This window comes from Paraburkholderia oxyphila NBRC 105797 (assembly GCF_000685075.1).
GTDB classification, from domain to species: domain Bacteria; phylum Pseudomonadota; class Gammaproteobacteria; order Burkholderiales; family Burkholderiaceae; genus Paraburkholderia; species Paraburkholderia oxyphila.
This window is the reverse complement of sequence record NZ_BAYD01000027.1, coordinates 56606-74615: the sequence shown is the minus strand read 5'-3', so window position 1 is coordinate 74615 and position 18010 is coordinate 56606. Positions and strand designations below refer to the sequence as shown.

The window sequence follows — 18010 nt, the reverse complement described above, 5'->3', positions numbered from 1 at the left end:
TTCAGGCAAACGTGATGAAAAGAACGACCTTGCAAAGGTTACTGCTTCCCGTCAGTGCCGGATTGGCCATGTGTCTTTCCGGATGCAACTTGGAAGTCCTCGATCCCAAGGGCAGCGTGGGCATGGCGGAGAAGTCGCTGATCGCGACCTCCACCTGGGCCATGCTGATTGTGGTGATCCCTGTGATCGTCCTGACGCTGTGGTTCGCGTACCGCTATCGCGCGTCGAACCGCAACGCCACCTACGCGCCGAAGTGGTCGCACTCGACGGCCATCGAAATCGTCGTCTGGACTGTCCCGACGCTGATCATTCTGTTCCTCGGCGTGCTCACGTGGAAAACCACGCACGAGCTCGATCCCTACAAGCCGATTGAATCGAACGTCAAGCCGATCAACGTCGAAGTGGTCGCGCTGGACTGGAAGTGGCTCTTTATCTATCCGGACCTCGGCATTGCCACGGTGAACCAGCTGGCTGTGCCGGTCGGCACGCCGGTGAACTTCAGCATCACGTCGGACTCGGTGATGAACTCGTTCTTCATCCCGCAGCTTGGCACCCAGGTCTACGCGATGGCCGGCATGCAGACGCGCCTGCACCTGATCGCTGACGAAGCAGGCGACTACGCCGGTCTCTCGGCGAACTTCAGCGGCAAGGGCTTCTCGGACATGAAGTTCCGCACGATCGCAACGAACCAGCAAGACTTCGACGCATGGGTCCAGAAGGTCAAGGCGTCCTCGACGTCGCTTTCGATGGATCAATACGCGACGGTTGCGAAGCCGAGCGAGAAGGCTCCGGTTGAGTACTTCTCGACGGTCGACCCGAAGCTCTTCAACAACATCATTGCGAAGTACAACAACGGCCATGTCACGAACTTCAGTGACCCGTCGTGCGTGACCAAGGGGTAAACCAGGCATGTTCGGAAAACTTACACTGGATGCCATTCCATATCACGAGCCGATTATTCTCGGCACGATGATCGGCATGGCGCTCATCGGAGCATTCGTGCTCGGTGGCATCACTTACCTCGGTAAGTGGAAATATCTGTGGACGGAGTGGCTGACGAGCGTCGACCACAAGCGTCTGGGCGTGATGTACATCGTGCTCGCCCTCATCATGCTCGTGCGCGGCTTTGCCGACGCCATCATGATGCGTACCCAGCTCGCGCTCGCGTACAACGCGCCGGGCTACCTCCCGCCGCACCACTACGACCAGATCTTCACGGCGCACGGCGTGATCATGATTTTCTTCATGGCGATGGCCTTCATGGTCGGCCTGATGAACATCGTGGTGCCGCTGCAGATCGGTGCACGCGACGTCGCGTTCCCGTTCCTGAACTCGCTGTCGTTCTGGATGACCGCGGTCGGCGCAATCCTGCTGATGATCTCGCTCGTCGTGGGTGAGTTCGCGATGACCGGCTGGCTCGCGTATCCGCCGCTTTCGGAGCTTGCCTATAGTCCCGGGGTAGGGGTGGATTACTACCTGTGGGCGCTGCAGATCTCGGGTGTCGGCACGCTGCTGACCGGCGTGAACTTCTTCGTCACCATCATCAAGATGCGTGCCCCTGGCATGACGCTGATGAAGATGCCGGTGTTCACGTGGACGGCGCTGTGCACGAACGTGCTGATCATGGCCGCGTTCCCGGTCCTGACCGTCACGCTCGCGCTGCTCGGCCTCGACCGCTACCTGGGCATGCACTTCTTCACGAACGATGGCGGCGGTAACGCCATGCTGTACCTGAACCTGATCTGGGCCTGGGGTCACCCCGAGGTGTACATCCTGATCCTGCCGGCGTTCGGTATCTTCTCGGAAGTCGTTGCAACGTACGCCAAGAAGCCGCTGTTCGGCTACAAGGCCATGGTCTACGCGACCTGCGCGATCATGGTGCTGGCATTCGTCGTGTGGCTGCACCACTTCTTCACGATGGGCTCGGGCGCCGATGTGAACGCGTTCTTCGGTATCGCGACGATGGTCATCTCGATCCCGACGGGCGTGAAGATCTTCAACTGGCTGTTCACGATCTACCGCGGCCGCCTCGAGTTCAACTCGTCGGTGCTGTGGACGCTCGGCTTCATGGTCACCTTCACCATCGGCGGCATGACCGGCGTGATGATGGCGATCCCGGGCGCGGACTTCGTGCTGCACAACTCGCTGTTCCTGATTGCTCACTTCCACAACGTGATCATCGGCGGCGTGCTGTTCGGCTATCTCGCCGGCATGAACTACTGGTTCCCGAAGGCGTTCGGCTTCAAGCTCAACGAGAAGCTCGGCAAGCGTGCATTCTGGTTCTGGCTCACGGGCTTCTATGTCGCGTTCACGCCGCTGTACGTGCTCGGCTTCATGGGCGCAACCCGCCGTCTGAACCACTACGACAACCCGGCATGGCATCCGTGGATGATCATCGCCTGGTTCGGCGCCGTGCTCGTGCTGATCGGCATCGTGCACCAGTTCGCACAGCTGTATGTTTCGATCCGCGACCGCAACCTGCCGGAAAACCGCGACCTGACGGGCGATCCGTGGGGTGGCCGTACGCTGGAGTGGGCGATCTCGTCGCCGCCGCCGTCGTATAACTTCGCAGTCATCCCGCACGTGAGCGAGCTCGACGAGTTCGCGCACCTGAAGGAAACCGGCCGCGAGACCACGGACGTCGCGAACACGAAGTACACCGACATCCACATGCCCTCGAATACGAGCGCCGGTCTCTTCATCGGCATGTTCAGCCTCGTGCTGGGCTTCGCAGGCATCTGGCACATCTGGTGGCTCGCCATCGCTGGCTTCGTCGGCATTCTCGCGACGGCCATCGGCTACAGCTTCCAGAAGAACGAGGGCTACTACATCCCGGCCGCCAAGGTCCGGGCTGACGAAGAACTGCGCAACCGCGCACTGGTCAAGGCATTCGCTGACAAGCAACGCCGTGGCAAGGTTGAAGAAGCACTGGAGGCCAACTGATGTTGACGAATACAAGTGCGGCCGCACTCGCGGAGCACGATCACCACGATCACCCGCCGTCACACTCGGTGTTCGGCTTCTGGCTGTACCTGATGACGGACTGTATTCTGTTCGGCTCGCTGTTCGCAGTGTTCGCCGTGATGCAGAACCAGTTCGCAGGCGGCCCGACCGGCAAGGACCTGTTCGACATTCCGGGCGTCGCGATGGAAACGGCAGTGCTGCTGCTGTCGTCCATCACGTACGGCTTCGCGATGATCGGCGCGTACAAGAAGCGCACCGGCCAGGTGCTGTTCTGGCTGGCTGTCACGTTCCTGCTGGGCGCGACCTTCCTGTATTTCGAACTGCATGAATTCGCGCACCTGATCGAAGAAGGCGCGGGCCCGCAGCGCAGCGCATTCCTCTCGTCGTTCTTCACGCTGGTGGCCACCCACGGTCTGCACGTGACGATGGGCATGATCTGGATGATCGTCCTGATGGTGCAGACGCTGAAGGCGCCGGAAATCGGCGAGCGCGAAATCCGCCGCCTGTCGTGCCTGAGCCTCTTCTGGCACTTTCTGGACATCGTCTGGATCTGCGTGTTCTCCTTTGTTTACCTTGCGAGCGTGATCTAAATGAGTGCTCATTCCATCCACGAAGAAGAAAGCCACGGCAGCCTCGGCGGCTATCTGGCAGGTTTCGTCCTGGCGGTGGTGCTCACGGCCGCTTCGTTCTGGCTCGTGCTGCATGGCGGCTTCTCGCGCGAAACCGCGCTGCTCGGCCTGGCCGCGCTGGCTGTCGTGCAGATCCTCGTGCACCTCGTGTTCTTCCTGCACATGAACACGTCGTCGAGCCAGCGCTGGAACGTGACCGCGTTCACCTATACGGTGCTGACGGTGGCGATCATCGTCGGCGGCACGCTGTGGGTCATGCACAACGTCGGCATGAACATGATGTCGCGTTAATCGCTTGCCTCGTTTGCGTCCGGTGCCCGGCACCGGGCGCAATGGCAAGGAAACGCCGCCAGGGCTTCGGCCCGGCGGCGTTTTTCATTTTGGGCGCGGGATTTCGCTTCGGAAACTTCAGTCGCTGAAGCGCTGCCGCACGAGTTCCGCGACCGCCTTGCCGAGCTTGTGGTGCTGATCGGCTTCGTAGTGCACGCCGTCGGTGGGGCTGACTTTCACGATTTCTCCGGCGTCGAGAAACGCCGAGCCGTGTTTCACCGCCACGCGTTCGTAGAGCGGCGCGAGCAGGCGCGACCTGGCCGCGCCGCCCGTGAAGATTTCGCCGAGAAAACCCACTTCGTCGATCGGCGCTGGCGCCATCAACAGCACATGCGGCGTCGAGCCGCCCGGGCCCGCGCGGCAGGCCACGAGCGTTTCGAGCAGCACGTCGACCGAATTGGCGATGTCGGCGGGCGTGACGGAGAAACGCGCCTTGAGGTCGTTGGTGCCGAGCATGAGCACGACGACGTCCACAGGCAATTGACTCTCGAGGCACGGACGCAGATACGCGAGGCCGTTCTTGTGATGGCCCTCGATCGGGTCGTCGTGAACCGTCGTGCGCGCGGGCAGACCTTCCTCGATCACGTGCCACTCGCTGCCGAGCGCCGCGGCCAGCACGCCGGGCCAGCGGTCGGCGGGGCCAAAGCGCTCGAGCACGCCGGGCAGGTTGAGCGGCTTGGTGCCGTGGGTGTTGGAATCGCCGTAACAGAGCAGGGTGCGTGACGACATGACTGTCTCTCCGGTAATGGCACTACGCTAAACGTGAGATTACTAGACGACTGGTCTATTCGGCCGGTAACATGGCGACCCATGAACGCAGCGCCAGCCGTTGAAGTGCGGCAACACATCCTCGATACCGCCATGCCCATCCTGCTGGGCAAAGGCTTTTCGGCAGTCGGTCTCAACGAGATCCTGGCGGCCGCCGGCGTCCCCAAGGGGTCGTTCTATCACTATTTCGGCTCGAAGGAGGCGTTCGGCGAAGCCTTGCTGACGTCGTATTTCACCGAGTACGCAGAGCGCCTCGAAGCGCAGTTCGGGCGCCAGACGGATACACCGGCCATGCGGCTCATCGGGTACTTCGAGGAGTGGCGTACGCTGCAATGCGCGGACGGTCCTGACGGCAAGTGTCTCGCGGTGAAGCTGGGCGCGGAGGTGAGCGACCTCTCGGAGCCCATGCGCGCGGTCCTGCGCCGCGGCACCGACGAGATCGTCGAGCGTATCGCCGTTTGCATCGAGGAAGGCCGGGCCGATGGCTCGCTCGCGGGCGTGGGCGATGCCGCCGTGACGGCGGCGGTACTCTACCAACTGTGGCTGGGTGCAACGCTGATGGAAAAGATCCGCCGCGACCGCAGCCCGCTCGACGCTGCGATGGCGACCACGCGGCAAATGTTGAACCTGCCGCCCAGCGATTGATCGAACGCGAATCCAGGCCACGCAGCAACAGGCATGCAGCAGGAAATGCAGTGAACCGGCGCCCTTGAGCGGGCGCCATCCAGAAGGGCCGTTCGATGCGGCCCGTGAATAGACGACCGGTCTAATAGCGCGCATGCACTATGCCGCGCCGACCGGTTTCGCGGGGCGCGCGAGCGCCCGGACACCACCGAAAAGAGGAACGCCGATGAAGGTACTGATCGTTTTGACTTCGCACGAAGACCTCGGCAATACGGGCAAGAAGACCGGTTTCTGGCTGGAGGAATTCGCCGCGCCTTACTACGCGTTGCGCGACGCGGGTGCGCAGATCACGCTGGCTTCGCCCAAGGGCGGCCAGCCTCCGCTCGATCCGAAGAGCAGCGACCCCACGGCCCAGACCGATGCGACGCGCCGCTTCAATGCCGACGCCGCGGCGCGTGCAGAACTTTCCGATACGAAACGTCTCGCCGATGTGGACGCGAGCGCGTTCGACGCCGTGTTCTATCCTGGTGGCCACGGCCCGCTGTGGGATCTCGCGGAGGATCCTGTTTCGATCGCGCTGATCGAGAAGACGATTGCGGCGGGCAAGCCGGTCGCAGCCGTGTGTCATGCGCCGGGTGTGCTGCGTCACGTGAAGGGCGCGGACGGTCGGCCGCTGGTGGCGGGCAAGGCCGTCACCGGTTTTTCGAACAGTGAAGAAGCTGCCGTGCAACTGACCGACGTGGTGCCGTTCCTCGTCGAGGACATGCTGAAGGAAAGCGGCGGCAAGTACACGAAAGCCGCCGATTGGGCGCCGCACGTCGCGACCGACGGGCTGCTCATCACAGGGCAGAACCCGGCTTCGTCGGAACCTGTGGCCGAGGCGCTGCTCGCGGCGCTGCGCAGCAAGTGAGCCTGGGCGGGTTGCCGTCGGCGATCGACTGCTGGCGCGGCCCGTTGAGTCTCGAATCTTTCGACCGGACGCTCGGCGCGCGTGTCGTGTCCGGTTGCTTTGCTGCGCCGGTTCTCCAGTTTTGAGCCGGCGGTCTTGCGGCGAAGGCAGCGAGGCAATCGCTGCTTTCACCCGCTCCCGATCTTCATTTCTTATCGGCAACGCCAGGCGCGGCGCGCCTGGCGGCTTGCGTCCCTCCGTATCCACCACGAGACCAGAGTCGGCCACGCAAGCGGCCACTCTGGTCGACACAGGAGAGCAGTAGATGTCTGCATTGTTCGAACCGTTCAAGCTCAAGGGCGTGTCCCTGCGCAACCGCATCGCTGTGCCGCCGATGTGCCAGTACATGGCCGTCGACGGCATGGTCAACGACTGGCATCACGCCCACTACACGCAAATCGCGCGTGGCGGCGCGGGCCTCGTGATCGTCGAAGCCACGGCGGTGTCGCCGGAAGGCCGTATCACGCCGGGCTGCACGGGCATCTGGAACGACGAGCAGGCCAAGGCCTTTGCGCCGACGGTCGCAGCGATCAAGGCGGCCGGCGCGGTGCCGGGCATCCAGATCGCGCACGCGGGCCGCAAGGCGAGCGCGAACCGCCCGTGGGAGGGCGACGACCATATCGCCGAAGGCGACGCACGCGGCTGGCAGACGATCGCGCCGTCCGCGTTCGAGTTCGGCGCGCATCTGCCGAAAGTCCCGCGCGCGATGACGCTGGACGACATCGCGCGCGTGCGCGAGGATTTCGTCGCGGCGGCGAAGCGTGCGCTCGACGCCGGTTTCGAATGGCTCGAGCTGCACTTCGCGCATGGCTATCTGGGCCAGAGTTTCTTTTCGGAACATTCGAACCAGCGTACCGACGCCTATGGCGGCAACCTCGAAAACCGCAGCCGTTTCCTTCTGGAAACGCTGGCCGCCGTGCGCAAGGTCTGGCCGGCGCACCTGCCGTTGACCGCGCGCTTCGGCGTGATCGAATACGATGGCCGCGACGAGCAGACGCTTGCGGAATCGATCGAAGTGGCCAAGGGCTTCAAGCGTGAAGGGCTCGACATGCTGAGCGTGAGCGTGGGTTTCTCCACGCCGACCGCACAGGTTCCCTGGGCGCCGGCCTTCCTCGCGCCGATTGCGCAGAAGGTGCGCCGCGCCGCGGGTCTGCCGGTGTCGTCGGCATGGGGTATTGGCACGCCGGAACTGGCGGAACGTTCCGTGGCCTCGGAGCAACTGGATCTCGTGATGGTCGGCCGCGCGCATCTCGCGAATCCGCATTGGCCGTACTTCGCCGCACAGGCGTTGAAGGTCGAGCGCGCCGCATGGACGCTGCCCACACCTTACGCGCATTGGCTCGAGCGCTATAAGGCGGGTTGAGCAGGGCGATGGGCAATATTGCCCATCGGCAATTTCGTTGACGATAAGGACATATCGATGAGCATCTATCTCTTTGCGAGCATCACGCCGAAGCCCGAACACGTTGCCGAACTGGCGGCGGAATTGCGTCACATGGTGGAGCAGACGCGCAAGGAAGCGGGCAATCGCCGTTATGACCTGCTGCGTCGCGCAGACGGCGCGCCGGGTTTTTACCTCTACGAAACCTATGTGGACGAAGCGGCGGTGCAAGCGCATCGCGAGAGCGCGCATTACGTGGCGTTTCGCGGCAAGATTGGCGACTGGCTGGCCGAACCGGTCGACGTCAAGGTGCTGACGGGTGTGGATATCGCGGCGTAGGGCCGCGAGCGAGTCAAGCGTGAAAGTCGGACGCGTTTGATGCCGGGGCCGGGTGTTGTTACTCCCGGCCCCTTATGCACCCTGGTAGAGTGCCAGTGGGCTCAACTCGCGAAGTCCAGCACCACGCGGCCTTCGATTGCGCCGCGCTCCATGCGTGCGAAAACGTCGTTGATGTTTTCCAGCTTGTCGGTGCTGACGGTCGCCTTGACCTTGCCTTCCTGCGCGAACATCAGCGACTCCTCGAGATCGAGCCGCGTGCCGACGATCGAGCCGCGTACGGTCACGCCGCTTAGCACCATGTCGAAAATCGGCAACGGAAAGTCACCGGGCGGAAGGCCGTTGAGCGACACCGTGCCGCCACGCCGGACCATGCCGAGCGCCTGCGAAAACGCAATCGGCGAGACGGCGGTGACGAGCACGCCGTGCGCACCGCCGATTTCCTTCTTCAGATACGCAGCGGGATCGGTTGTTTTCGCGTTCACTGTCACGGTTGCACCCAACCGTTTCGCGAGCTCGAGTTTCGTATCGTCAACGTCGACTGCGGCGACGTTGAGGCCCATCGCGCGTGCGTATTGCACCGCCATGTGTCCGAGCCCGCCCACACCGGAAATGACCACCCAGTTGCCCGGCCGCGTGTCGGTCACCTTCAGGCCCTTGTAGACGGTGACGCCCGCGCAAAGCACCGGCGCAACATCGATGAAACTCACGTCCTTCGGCAATCGACCCACGTAGTTCGCGTCGGCCTTGGCATATTGCGCGAAGCCGCCGTTGACCGAGTACCCCGTGTTCTTTTGCTGCTCACAAAGGGTTTCCCAACCGCCGAGGCAATGTTCACAATGGCCGCATGCCGAGTAGAGCCACGGGATGCCCACTCGGTCGCCTTCCTTCACGTGCTTGACGCCGCTGCCTGCGGCAACGACGTAACCGACGCCTTCGTGCCCCGGAATGAACGGGGGCTGCGGCTTGACGGGCCAGTCGCCGTGTGCGGCGTGCAGGTCCGTGTGGCACACGCCGCAAGCTTCGATCTTGACCAGCAATTCGCCGGGGCCTGGCGTGGGGATCTCCACTTCTTCGATCGCAAGGGGTTGGCCGAAAGCGCGGACCACTGCGGCCTGCATCGTCTTGCTCATAGCTGGGCTCCTGTTTGCAAGGCGAAGCGTGACGCCGGAGCGTGTGCTGGCGCGACGCCTCTTGCATCAGTGTGCCGAAAAGCGGCTTACCTTGCGTTGAGCTTGCACGGGCAACGTTTCTGTAATGTTTTCTAACGAGCGCAATTTGAATTGCAGTGCGAAATAAATTGTAATTTTCGCCGGTTGGCGCTTTGAGTACCTTTGCACGTCGGGTGCTCACTTGATTACAATCGAGCGGTCCTCTGGATCGACTTATCCAAATGCAAATCGAAGACCTCTTCCAGCTTGCTCATGAACTGCATATTGGCGGCGACCTCGTGCGTGCGCGCGAGACTTATAGCCGCATTGTGGACCTCGATCCATTGCATGCCGCCGCGATATTCCGGCTCGCCGCAGTCGACATCCAGGAGGGACGCTTTCAGGACGCCATTGCGCGCCTGACCCGCGCGCTCGAGCTCGAGCCGGGTAATCGACGCTATCGCGAGGCGCTGGGGCAAGCGTATGCGTTCGAGCAACGGCATGAAGAGTCCGCGTCGATTTATTGCAGCTTGCTCGCTGACGACGCCGACGATCCCGATCTCTGGTTCGGACTCGGCAGCGCACTCCAGGCGCAGGGAGCGCTGCGAGAAGCGGCATCGGCATGGGAGAGCGTCGCACAGCGCGATCCGCATAGGGCCGACGCGCTCAACAACCTGGGCAACTGTTTCAGGTTGCTCGACGAGCCGACGCATGCGGAGTCCGCCTACGAGCGCGCGCTGGCGGCGCATCCCGGGAATGCGGACGCGCTCACGAACCTCGGCACGCTGCTCCGGTCGCAAGGCCGGCACGCGGAAGCGCAAGTATTGCTGCGCGAAGCCGTGGCGGCGGCACCCGAGTCGCTGGCCGCGCTCGTGAATCTCGGCGCGGTGTTGATCGAGTACGGGAATCCGCAGGAGGCCGCGGACGTGCTCGCGCGTGCGGTGGCGATCGCGCCGGCCTTCGCGCCCGCGGTCTTCAATTACGGCAACGCGCTGCATGCGCTAGGCCATGGCCGCGAGGCGCAGGCGCAGTATCGGCGAGTGCTCGAGATCGAGCCCGGCCATGCCGAAGCGGCGAACAATCTCGGCAACGTGTGTCGCGAGCTGGGCGAGCACAAGGCGGCAATGGAGGCGTTCGAAACGGCCATTCAGGCGCGGCCCGATTTCGTCGATGCCTATAACAATGCGGCCAACCTGTTGCGCGCGCTCGGCCGCCAGGACGCAGCGTGCGCGTTGCTGCGCAAGGCATTGGCGCTCGCGCCCACGCATTCCGCGACGCTCAACAACCTTGGCAACGTGCTCAAGGACCGCGGCGAGCTGGACGAGGGCATCGCGTGCCTGCGTCAGGCGCTCGCAAGCGATCCCGGCAACCTGACCGCGCATAGCAATTTGCTCTACGCACTGTCGTTCCAGTCGTCCGATGCCGCGGCGATTCTTGCCGAGGCGCGCCGTTGGTCCGCGCAGCATGAGAGGCCGCTGCGTGGGTCTCGCATCGTGCCTGCTCCGGTACGTGCTTCACGACGGCGCTTGAAGATTGGTTATGTATCGGCGGATTTTCGTGAGCATTGCCAGGCATTTTTCATGATGCCGCTATTGTCGAACCACGACAGGACGCGCTTCGAGATTCACGCGTATTCGAGCGTCGTGCGTCCCGACGCCGTCACGGCACGCCTCGCTTCGCACGTGGACGTCTGGCACGACGTGCGTCAGCTCGGCGATGCCGCGCTAGCCGAAAAAATCCGTGCGGACGGCATCGATATTCTCGTCGATCTCGCGATGCACATGGCCGATGGCCGGCCTTTGCTGTTTGCGCGTCAGGCAGCGCTGGTGCAGGTCGCCTGGCTCGCCTATCCGGGCACGACTGGCCTCGATGCCATGAATTACCGTCTGACTGATCCGTTTCTCGATCCGTCCTCGCACGACAGTCAGTATAGCGAACGTTCGATTCGCCTGCCGGACACGTTCTGGTGCTATGACCCGCTCACGGTGGAGCCGGCCGTCAACGCGCTGCCGGCGGAGCGCGCCGGATATGTGACGCTAGGCAGCCTGAACAACCCGTGCAAGCTGACTGACGCCACGCTCGATCTCTGGGCGGCGGTCTTCGCGGCGCTGCCCGATGCGCGATTGCTGCTGATGGCAGCACAAGGCGAGGCGCGCGAGCGTCTCACGGCACGGCTGGCACGGCACGGCATTAATGCCGCGCGTGTGCGTTTCGCGGCGTTCCAGCCGCGCGATGCCTATTTGCGCACGTACCACGAGATCGATCTTGCGCTGGACACGCTGCCGTACAACGGTCACACCACGAGCCTGGACGCGATGTGGATGGGCGTGCCGGTGGTGACGCGGGTGGGTGCGACCTGCGCGGGGCGCGCCGGCTTGTCTCAGTTGGCGAATCTCGGGCTCGACGAACTCGCCGCGTTTTCCGACGATGCATTCGTGCGCACGGTTGTCGAACTTTCGAACGATCTGCCACGGCTCGCCGGTCTGCGTGCTTCATTGCGCGCATGCATGGAGGCGTCGCCGCTCATGGACGGCGCACGTTTCGCGAGGGGCATGGAAGCCGCCTACGAAGCGATGTGGCGTGAGCGGAGTGGAGCGTCGACCGACGTGCCAGAAAGCGCACCATGAAACAGGGGCGGAGCGGCTGGCCGGATGGACTAGCCCGTTCGGCCAGCTTGCAAACCGGCGCGGCGGCCCGGGCGGGGGCACGCCGTGCACGCGCCCGGCGCCCTGTATAAATATACAGTAGAATCTCAACCCAGACGGCCCCACCAGGGCTGAGAGACGCCGGGCAGCGCCGCCCGGCCCCACGCGTTTGATCCAGCCGGAATGCCAGCGCAAGTGAGCGATAACCGATCCATCCGTATCCGCGGTGCCCGCCAGCACAACCTCAAGAATCTCGACCTCGACCTGCACACCGGCCAAATGACGGTCGTGACGGGGCCGTCAGGCTCGGGCAAGTCCAGCCTCGTGTTCGACACCCTTTACGCGGAAGGGCAGCGCCGTTACGTCGAAACCTTCAGCGCCTACGCGCGCCAGTTTCTCGACCGCATGGACCGGCCGCAGGTCGATCGCGTCGACGGCGTGCCGCCCGCGATCGCCATCGACCAGACCAACCCGGTGCGCAGCTCGCGCTCCACGGTCGGCACGATGACGGAGCTGAACGACCATCTGAAGCTCCTCTACGCGCGCGCCGCGAATCTGTTCGACCGCGTGACCGCGCAGCCGGTGCGCCACGACACGCCCGAGACGATCTACGCGGAATTGCGCGCGCGCACGGCCGCGGGCGACCCGCGCCTCGTCGTGACGTTCCCGGTCGAGTTGCCCGAGACGACCACCGAAGAGGAGGTCGCGCAGTGGCTTTCCGCTAGCGGCTACACGCGCGTGCAGGCCGAGCGCGAAGTGAAGACCGCTGAAGGCACGCGCAAGGTGCTCGACGTGGTGGCCGACCGCTTCCGCCTGCAGAACGCCGAAAAGAGCCGCGTGATCGAGGCGATCGAGGCGTCGCTCCGGCGCGGCGCGGGACGCGTGAACATTTATGTCGTATCGGAAACCGACGGCGCTGCCGATGTTTCCGATGCGAAACCCGAGCCGCAGATCTGGCGCTTTTCCACTGGCCTCCATTGCCCGGACAGCGATCTGCGCTACGCGGACCCGCAGCCGGCCCTGTTCTCGTTCAACTCCGCCTACGGCGCGTGCGATGTGTGCCGCGGCTTCGGCCGCGTGATCGGCGTCGACTGGGGGCTCGTGATTCCGGACGCGCGCAAGACGCTGCGCGGCGGCGCGATCAAGCCGCTGCAAACGCCCGCGTGGAAGGAGTGTCAGGACGACCTGATGCGCTACGCCGCCAAGGCCGGCATTCCGCGTGACACCGCGTGGTCGGAATTGACCCAGGAGCAGCGCGACTGGGTGCTCAACGGCACTCCGGACTGGAAGGGCAACTGGCAAGCGCAGTGGTACGGCGTCAAGCGATTCTTCCAGTATCTGGAGTCGAAGGCGTACAAGATGCACATTCGCGTGCTGCTCTCGAAGTACCGCAGCTATACGCCGTGCGAAACGTGCGGCGGCGCGCGCCTGAAAACGGAAGCTCTGCTTTGGCGCCTTGGCACGCAAGAGAATGCGGACGAAGTGCTCGCACCCGAGGCGCGTTTCATGCCGCACGGCGTGGAGTGGTCGCGCGCGCAGCTCGAAGCGCTGCCCGGTCTTACGCTGCACGACGTCATGCTGCTGCCGATCGAGCGCATCCGCCGCTTCTTCGATGGTCTATCTCTATCTTCAGCACTGCTTGACGATGCGCTCAAGCTGCTGCTCGCCGAAGTGCGCACGCGGCTGAAGTATCTGTGCGACGTCGGGCTCGGCTATCTCACGCTCGACCGACAGAGCCGCACGCTCTCGGGTGGCGAGGTGCAGCGCATCAACCTCACCACGGCGCTCGGCACGTCGCTCACGAAGACGCTGTTCGTGCTCGACGAGCCGAGCATCGGCCTGCATCCGCGCGACCTGAACCGCATTGTCGAAGCGATGCAGCGCCTGCGCGACGCGGGCAATACGCTCGTCGTCGTCGAGCACGATCCCTCGGTGATGCTGGCCGCCGACCGTCTGATCGACATGGGGCCCGGTCCCGGTGAGCGTGGCGGCACGATCGTCTACGACGGCACACCCGACGACATTCGCTCGTCCGGCACCTTGACGGGCGAGTACCTGGGCGGCCACCGCGCTGTCGCCGACGCTTCGCACTGGGCGCGTCGCGCCGTCGACGCGAGCACGCCACGCCTCGTGCTCGAAGGCGCGAGCGAGCACAATCTGCGCGACGTGACGGTGGAGATCCCCCTGCAGCGCCTCGTGTGCGTGACGGGCGTGTCGGGGTCCGGTAAATCGACGCTCGTGCAGGACGTGCTGTATCCGGCCCTCGCGCGTCACCTCGGCAAGGCCACCGAAGCGCCAGGCGTCTATCGCAACCTGAGCGGCGCGGAGCTGATCAGCGACGCCGTGTTCGTCGACCAGTCGCCGATCGGCAAGACCGCGCGCTCGAATCCGGCCAGCTACGTGGGCGCGTTCGACGAGATCCGCAAGCTGTTCGCCAAGGCGCCGCTCGCCAAACAGCGCGGCTATTCGGCGGGCATGTTCAGCTTCAACTCGGGCGAGGGGCGTTGCCCGACCTGTGGCGGCTCGGGTTTCGAGCACATCGAAATGCAGTTCCTGAGCGACGTCTATCTGCGTTGCCCGGACTGCGACGGCAGCCGCTATCGTCCGGAAGTGCTCGAGGTGAAGATCGAGCGCGGCGGCCGGACGCTCTCGGTGGCGGACGTGCTGGACCTCACCGTCAGTGAGGCGGCGCAGTGCTTCCGTGAGGATGCCGAAGTATTGCGCGTGATCCAGCCGATCGTCGACGTGGGTCTCGAATACGTGAAGCTCGGGCAGCCCGTTCCGACGCTGTCGGGCGGTGAGGCGCAGCGCCTGAAGCTGGCGGGCTATCTCGCCGAAACGGCGCAGGCAAAGGGCAAGGAGAGCGCAGCTGGCGGCCGTCTTTTCATGTTCGACGAGCCGACCACGGGGCTGCATTTCGACGACATCGCCAAGCTGATGCGCGCGTTCGGCAAGCTCCTCGCGGGCGGCCATTCGCTGCTCGTGATCGAGCACAACCTCGACGTGATCCGCGCCGCGGACTGGTTGATCGACCTCGGCCCGGAGGGTGGCGATGCGGGCGGCGAGGTGGTGTGCGTCGGCACGCCGGACGACGCGATCGCCTGCCCGCGCTCGCATACGGGCGCGGCGCTCGAGCGTTATGAAGCCGCGCTCGGCAGCGGCGTCGGCACGCTCGTGGCGGAGGAAGAGGGCGTGGCGCTGCAGACGGCGCTGCGCGCGGCGCAGGCGCGCCGCGAGATTCAGGGCGAAGACGTGGTGCGCATCGTGAACGCACGCGAGCACAATCTCAAGGCGCTCGACGTCGACATTCCGCACGGCCGCTTCAATGTGATTACCGGCGTCTCGGGCTCGGGCAAATCCACGCTCGCGTTCGACATTCTGTTCCATGAGGGCCAGCGCCGTTACCTCGAATCGCTGAATGCCTACGCGCGTTCCATCGTGCAGCCCGCGGGACGGCCGGAAGTCGACGCCGTCTACGGCATTCCGCCTACCGTCGCGATCGAGCAGCGTCTCTCGCGAGGCGGCCGTAAGAGCACGGTGGCGACCACGTCCGAGGTCTGGCACTTCCTGCGGCTCCTCTATGTGAAGCTCGGCGTGCAGCATTGCGTGCACGACGGCACGCCGGTAACGTCACAGAGCGCCGATGCAATCGTCGCGCAACTGCTGCGCGAGCACCGCGGTCAGCACGTGGGCCTGCTTGCGCCGCTCGTCGTGAACCGCAAGGGCGTCTACACCGATCTCGCGAAATGGGCGAAGGCGCGCGGCAATACGCATTTGCGCGTGGATGGCGAATTCGTGCCGGTTTCGCCGTGGCCGAAGCTCGACCGGTTCCGCGAGCACACGATCGAATTGCCGGTTGGCGATCTCGTGATCGAGCCGGAAAACGAGGCGCAATTGCGCCAGATGCTCGCCGCGACGCTCGAGGCCGGCAAGGGCGTCGTGCATCTGCTCGCGCCGCTCGATGGGCTCGGTCATGCGCTCGGCAACGGCAACTCGACTGCGCGCATCGGCGAAGTCAAGGTGCTCTCGACGCGGCGCGCCTGCCCGGTGTGCGGCACGAGCTATCCCGAGCTCGATCCGCGCATGTTCTCGTATAACAGCAAGCACGGCTGGTGCACGACTTGCGTAGGCACCGGTCTCGCGCTCACGCGCGAGCAGCGCGCGGCCTATGACGATACCGTCGTTGGCGCCGACGATCGCGGCCGTGAGCAGACCTTGCCGTCCGAGGAGCTGGAGCCGGAGGGCATGGTCGACGAGCCGTGTCCCGATTGTCATGGCACGCGCCTGAATCCCGAGGCGCGAGCGGTGACGTTCGATGAGCATCCGATCGTCGATGTCGCGCAGTGGACCGTGGCCGAAACGCGCCAATGGGTCGAGTCGCTCGAGCTGAACGGACGCGACGCGCAGATCGCGCGCGACGTGGTGAGCGAAATCCGCAGCCGTTTGCAGTTCCTCGAAGAAGTCGGGCTCGGCTATCTGAGCCTCGACCGCGCCGCGCCGAGTCTCTCGGGTGGCGAGGCGCAGCGGATTCGTCTCGCGGCGCAGCTCGGCAGCAATCTGCAGGGCGTGTGCTATGTGCTCGACGAACCGACCATCGGCTTGCATCCGCGCGACAACCAGATTCTGCTCGACGCGCTGCGCAGTCTCGGCGAGAAGGGCAATACGCTCGTCGTGGTCGAACACGACGAAGACACGATCCGCCGCGCGGATCACATCATCGACATCGGGCCGAGCGCCGGCAAGCGCGGTGGACGCGTGGTCGCGCAGGGCAAGGTCGCCGATCTCGCGGCGCAGCCCGACTCCGTGACGGGCCGCTACCTCGCGCATCCGATCGTGCATCCGCTGCAGCCGCGCCGCGAAGTGAAGCCGGCGCGCGCAGGTCGCGAGGCGGTGCCCGAGCAGTGGCTCACCGTGCATGGCGGCAAGCTGCACAACTTGCGCGACGTGACGGCGCAGATTCCGCTCGGCCGCCTCGTGGCGATCACGGGCGTGAGCGGCTCCGGCAAGTCGACGCTCGCGCGCGACGTGCTGCTCTCGAACCTGCTCGACGCGGTGGGGCGTTCGGTGCTGTCCTCGCCGGCGGAGCGCCGCGCGCGCAAGGCGGCGAAGGAGAGCGCACCGAGCGCGGCCGAGCGCCGTTCGAGCGTGCTCGCGCGCACGAGCAAGAAGCCGAAGCCCGAGGTTTCGCATACGTGGCAAGGCTGCGACTCGATTAGCGGATGGGAAACCATCGACCGCGTGCTCGAAGTCGATCAGACGCCGATCGGAAAAACGCCGCGCTCGTGTCCCGCCACCTATATCGGCGTGTGGGACGCGATTCGCCGCCTCTTTGCCGATACGCTCGAGGCGCGCGCGCGTGGCTACAGCGCATCGCGTTTCTCGTTCAATACCGGCGATGGCCGCTGCCCGGCTTGCGAAGGCCAGGGCGTGCGCACGATCGGCATGAGCTTCCTTCCCGATGTGAAAGTGCCGTGCGATGTCTGCCACGGTCAGCGTTTCAATCCGGAAACTTTGGCCGTGACATGGCGTGGCCGCAACATCGGCGAAGTGCTGACGATGGAGATCGACGAGGCCGTGGAATTCTTCGGCCCGATCACGAGCATTGCGCATCCGTTGCAGCTGATGAAGGACGTCGGGCTCGGCTACCTCACGCTCGGGCAGCCGTCGCCCACGCTCTCGGGTGGCGAGGCGCAGCGCATCAAGCTCGTCACGGAGCTCTCCAAGGTGCGCGATGACATCACGCGGCGCGGCCAGAAGGCGCCGCACACGCTCTACGTGCTCGACGAGCCCACCGTGGGCCTGCATATGGCGGACGTGGCGCGCCTCATTCGCGTGCTGCATCGTCTCGCCGATGCGGGACATAGCGTGGTTGTGATCGAGCACGACCTCGACGTGATCGCGGAAGCGGACTGGATCATCGATCTCGGTCCCGAGGGCGGCGTGGGCGGCGGCACGATCGTTGGCGCGGCGAATCCGGAAGGGCTCGTGAAGGTGGCGGCGAGTCACACGGGCGCGGCGCTTGCGCCCGTGCTCGCGCGCACGGCGAGCGAAGTGCAGCCGTTGCCGTCATCAGCGGCGGGCGACGATGCAGCCGCGGCAGCAGACAACACCGCCCCCGACGGCGCGCGTGCCGCGAAGCGGCGAGCAACCGCTTCGTAAACCGATGCCGCCGGACGCCTGCGAGCGCCCCGAACGGGCCTCGCAGGCGTCAAACCGCTTGATCTGGGCGGCTC

Annotated in this window: 12 protein-coding genes; 10 read left to right on the top strand and 2 right to left on the bottom strand. The window is 64.7% G+C overall.

Annotated elements, in window-relative coordinates; genetic code table 11:
• Window positions 1–14: 14 nt before the first annotated feature.
• The 4 genes from cyoA to cyoD are packed head-to-tail and all read left to right on the top strand — an operon-like array spanning window position 15 to window position 3884.
• Window positions 15–902: a ubiquinol oxidase subunit II gene (cyoA, locus tag BO1_RS18340; protein ID WP_043285347.1), complete on the top strand. Its 888-nt coding sequence runs from the start codon at window positions 15–17 to the stop codon at window positions 900–902.
• 7 nt (window positions 903–909) lie between these two features.
• On the top strand, window positions 910–2943 hold the full coding sequence (cyoB, locus tag BO1_RS18335) for a cytochrome o ubiquinol oxidase subunit I (RefSeq protein WP_028218811.1): 2034 nt from the start codon (window positions 910–912) through the stop codon (window positions 2941–2943).
• Window positions 2943–3554, top strand: a complete 612-nt coding sequence (gene cyoC / locus BO1_RS18330; protein WP_028218810.1) for a cytochrome o ubiquinol oxidase subunit III — start codon at window positions 2943–2945, stop codon at window positions 3552–3554. The genes cyoB and cyoC overlap by 1 nt, the downstream gene beginning before the upstream one ends.
• Complete coding sequence (cyoD, locus tag BO1_RS18325) at window positions 3555–3884, top strand: cytochrome o ubiquinol oxidase subunit IV (protein WP_028218809.1); 330 nt, start codon at window positions 3555–3557, stop codon at window positions 3882–3884. It begins immediately after the preceding gene.
• Between the two features lie 117 nt (window positions 3885–4001).
• Here cyoD and BO1_RS18320 read toward each other — a convergent pair whose 3' ends face one another.
• Window positions 4002–4652, bottom strand: coding sequence for an SGNH/GDSL hydrolase family protein (locus BO1_RS18320; protein ID WP_028218808.1), 651 nt, complete (start codon window positions 4650–4652; stop codon window positions 4002–4004).
• 81 nt (window positions 4653–4733) lie between these two features.
• On the opposite strand from BO1_RS18320, the gene BO1_RS18315 reads away from it, so the two are divergent.
• The 4 genes from BO1_RS18315 (at window position 4734) to BO1_RS18300 (ending at window position 7984) form a co-directional block, all read left to right on the top strand.
• Window positions 4734–5336, top strand: coding sequence for a TetR/AcrR family transcriptional regulator (locus BO1_RS18315; protein WP_028218807.1), 603 nt, complete (start codon window positions 4734–4736; stop codon window positions 5334–5336).
• 205 nt (window positions 5337–5541) lie between these two features.
• Window positions 5542–6225 (top strand): type 1 glutamine amidotransferase domain-containing protein, encoded by a 684-nt coding sequence (locus BO1_RS18310; RefSeq protein ID WP_028218806.1) that lies wholly within the window; start codon window positions 5542–5544, stop codon window positions 6223–6225.
• A gap of 304 nt (window positions 6226–6529) precedes the next feature.
• Window positions 6530–7627: an NADH:flavin oxidoreductase/NADH oxidase gene (locus tag BO1_RS18305; RefSeq protein ID WP_028218805.1), complete on the top strand. Its 1098-nt coding sequence runs from the start codon at window positions 6530–6532 to the stop codon at window positions 7625–7627.
• A 57-nt stretch (window positions 7628–7684) separates the two neighbouring features.
• Entirely contained in the window at window positions 7685–7984 is a 300-nt protein-coding gene (locus BO1_RS18300) for a putative quinol monooxygenase (RefSeq protein ID WP_028218804.1), read from the top strand.
• Window positions 7985–8085: 101 nt separating this feature from the next.
• Here the strand turns inward: BO1_RS18300 and adhP are convergent, their stop codons facing one another.
• Window positions 8086–9114 (bottom strand): alcohol dehydrogenase AdhP, encoded by a 1029-nt coding sequence (adhP, locus tag BO1_RS18295; protein ID WP_028218803.1) that lies wholly within the window; start codon window positions 9112–9114, stop codon window positions 8086–8088.
• A gap of 260 nt (window positions 9115–9374) precedes the next feature.
• On the opposite strand from adhP, the gene BO1_RS51585 reads away from it, so the two are divergent.
• Together BO1_RS51585 and uvrA are read left to right on the top strand one after the other, a co-directional pair.
• Complete coding sequence (locus BO1_RS51585; RefSeq protein WP_043285330.1) at window positions 9375–11759, top strand: tetratricopeptide repeat protein; 2385 nt, start codon at window positions 9375–9377, stop codon at window positions 11757–11759.
• A gap of 201 nt (window positions 11760–11960) precedes the next feature.
• Window positions 11961–17936 (top strand): excinuclease ABC subunit UvrA, encoded by a 5976-nt coding sequence (gene uvrA, locus BO1_RS51580; RefSeq protein ID WP_407669962.1) that lies wholly within the window; start codon window positions 11961–11963, stop codon window positions 17934–17936.
• The last annotated feature ends 74 nt before the right edge of the window (window positions 17937–18010 follow it).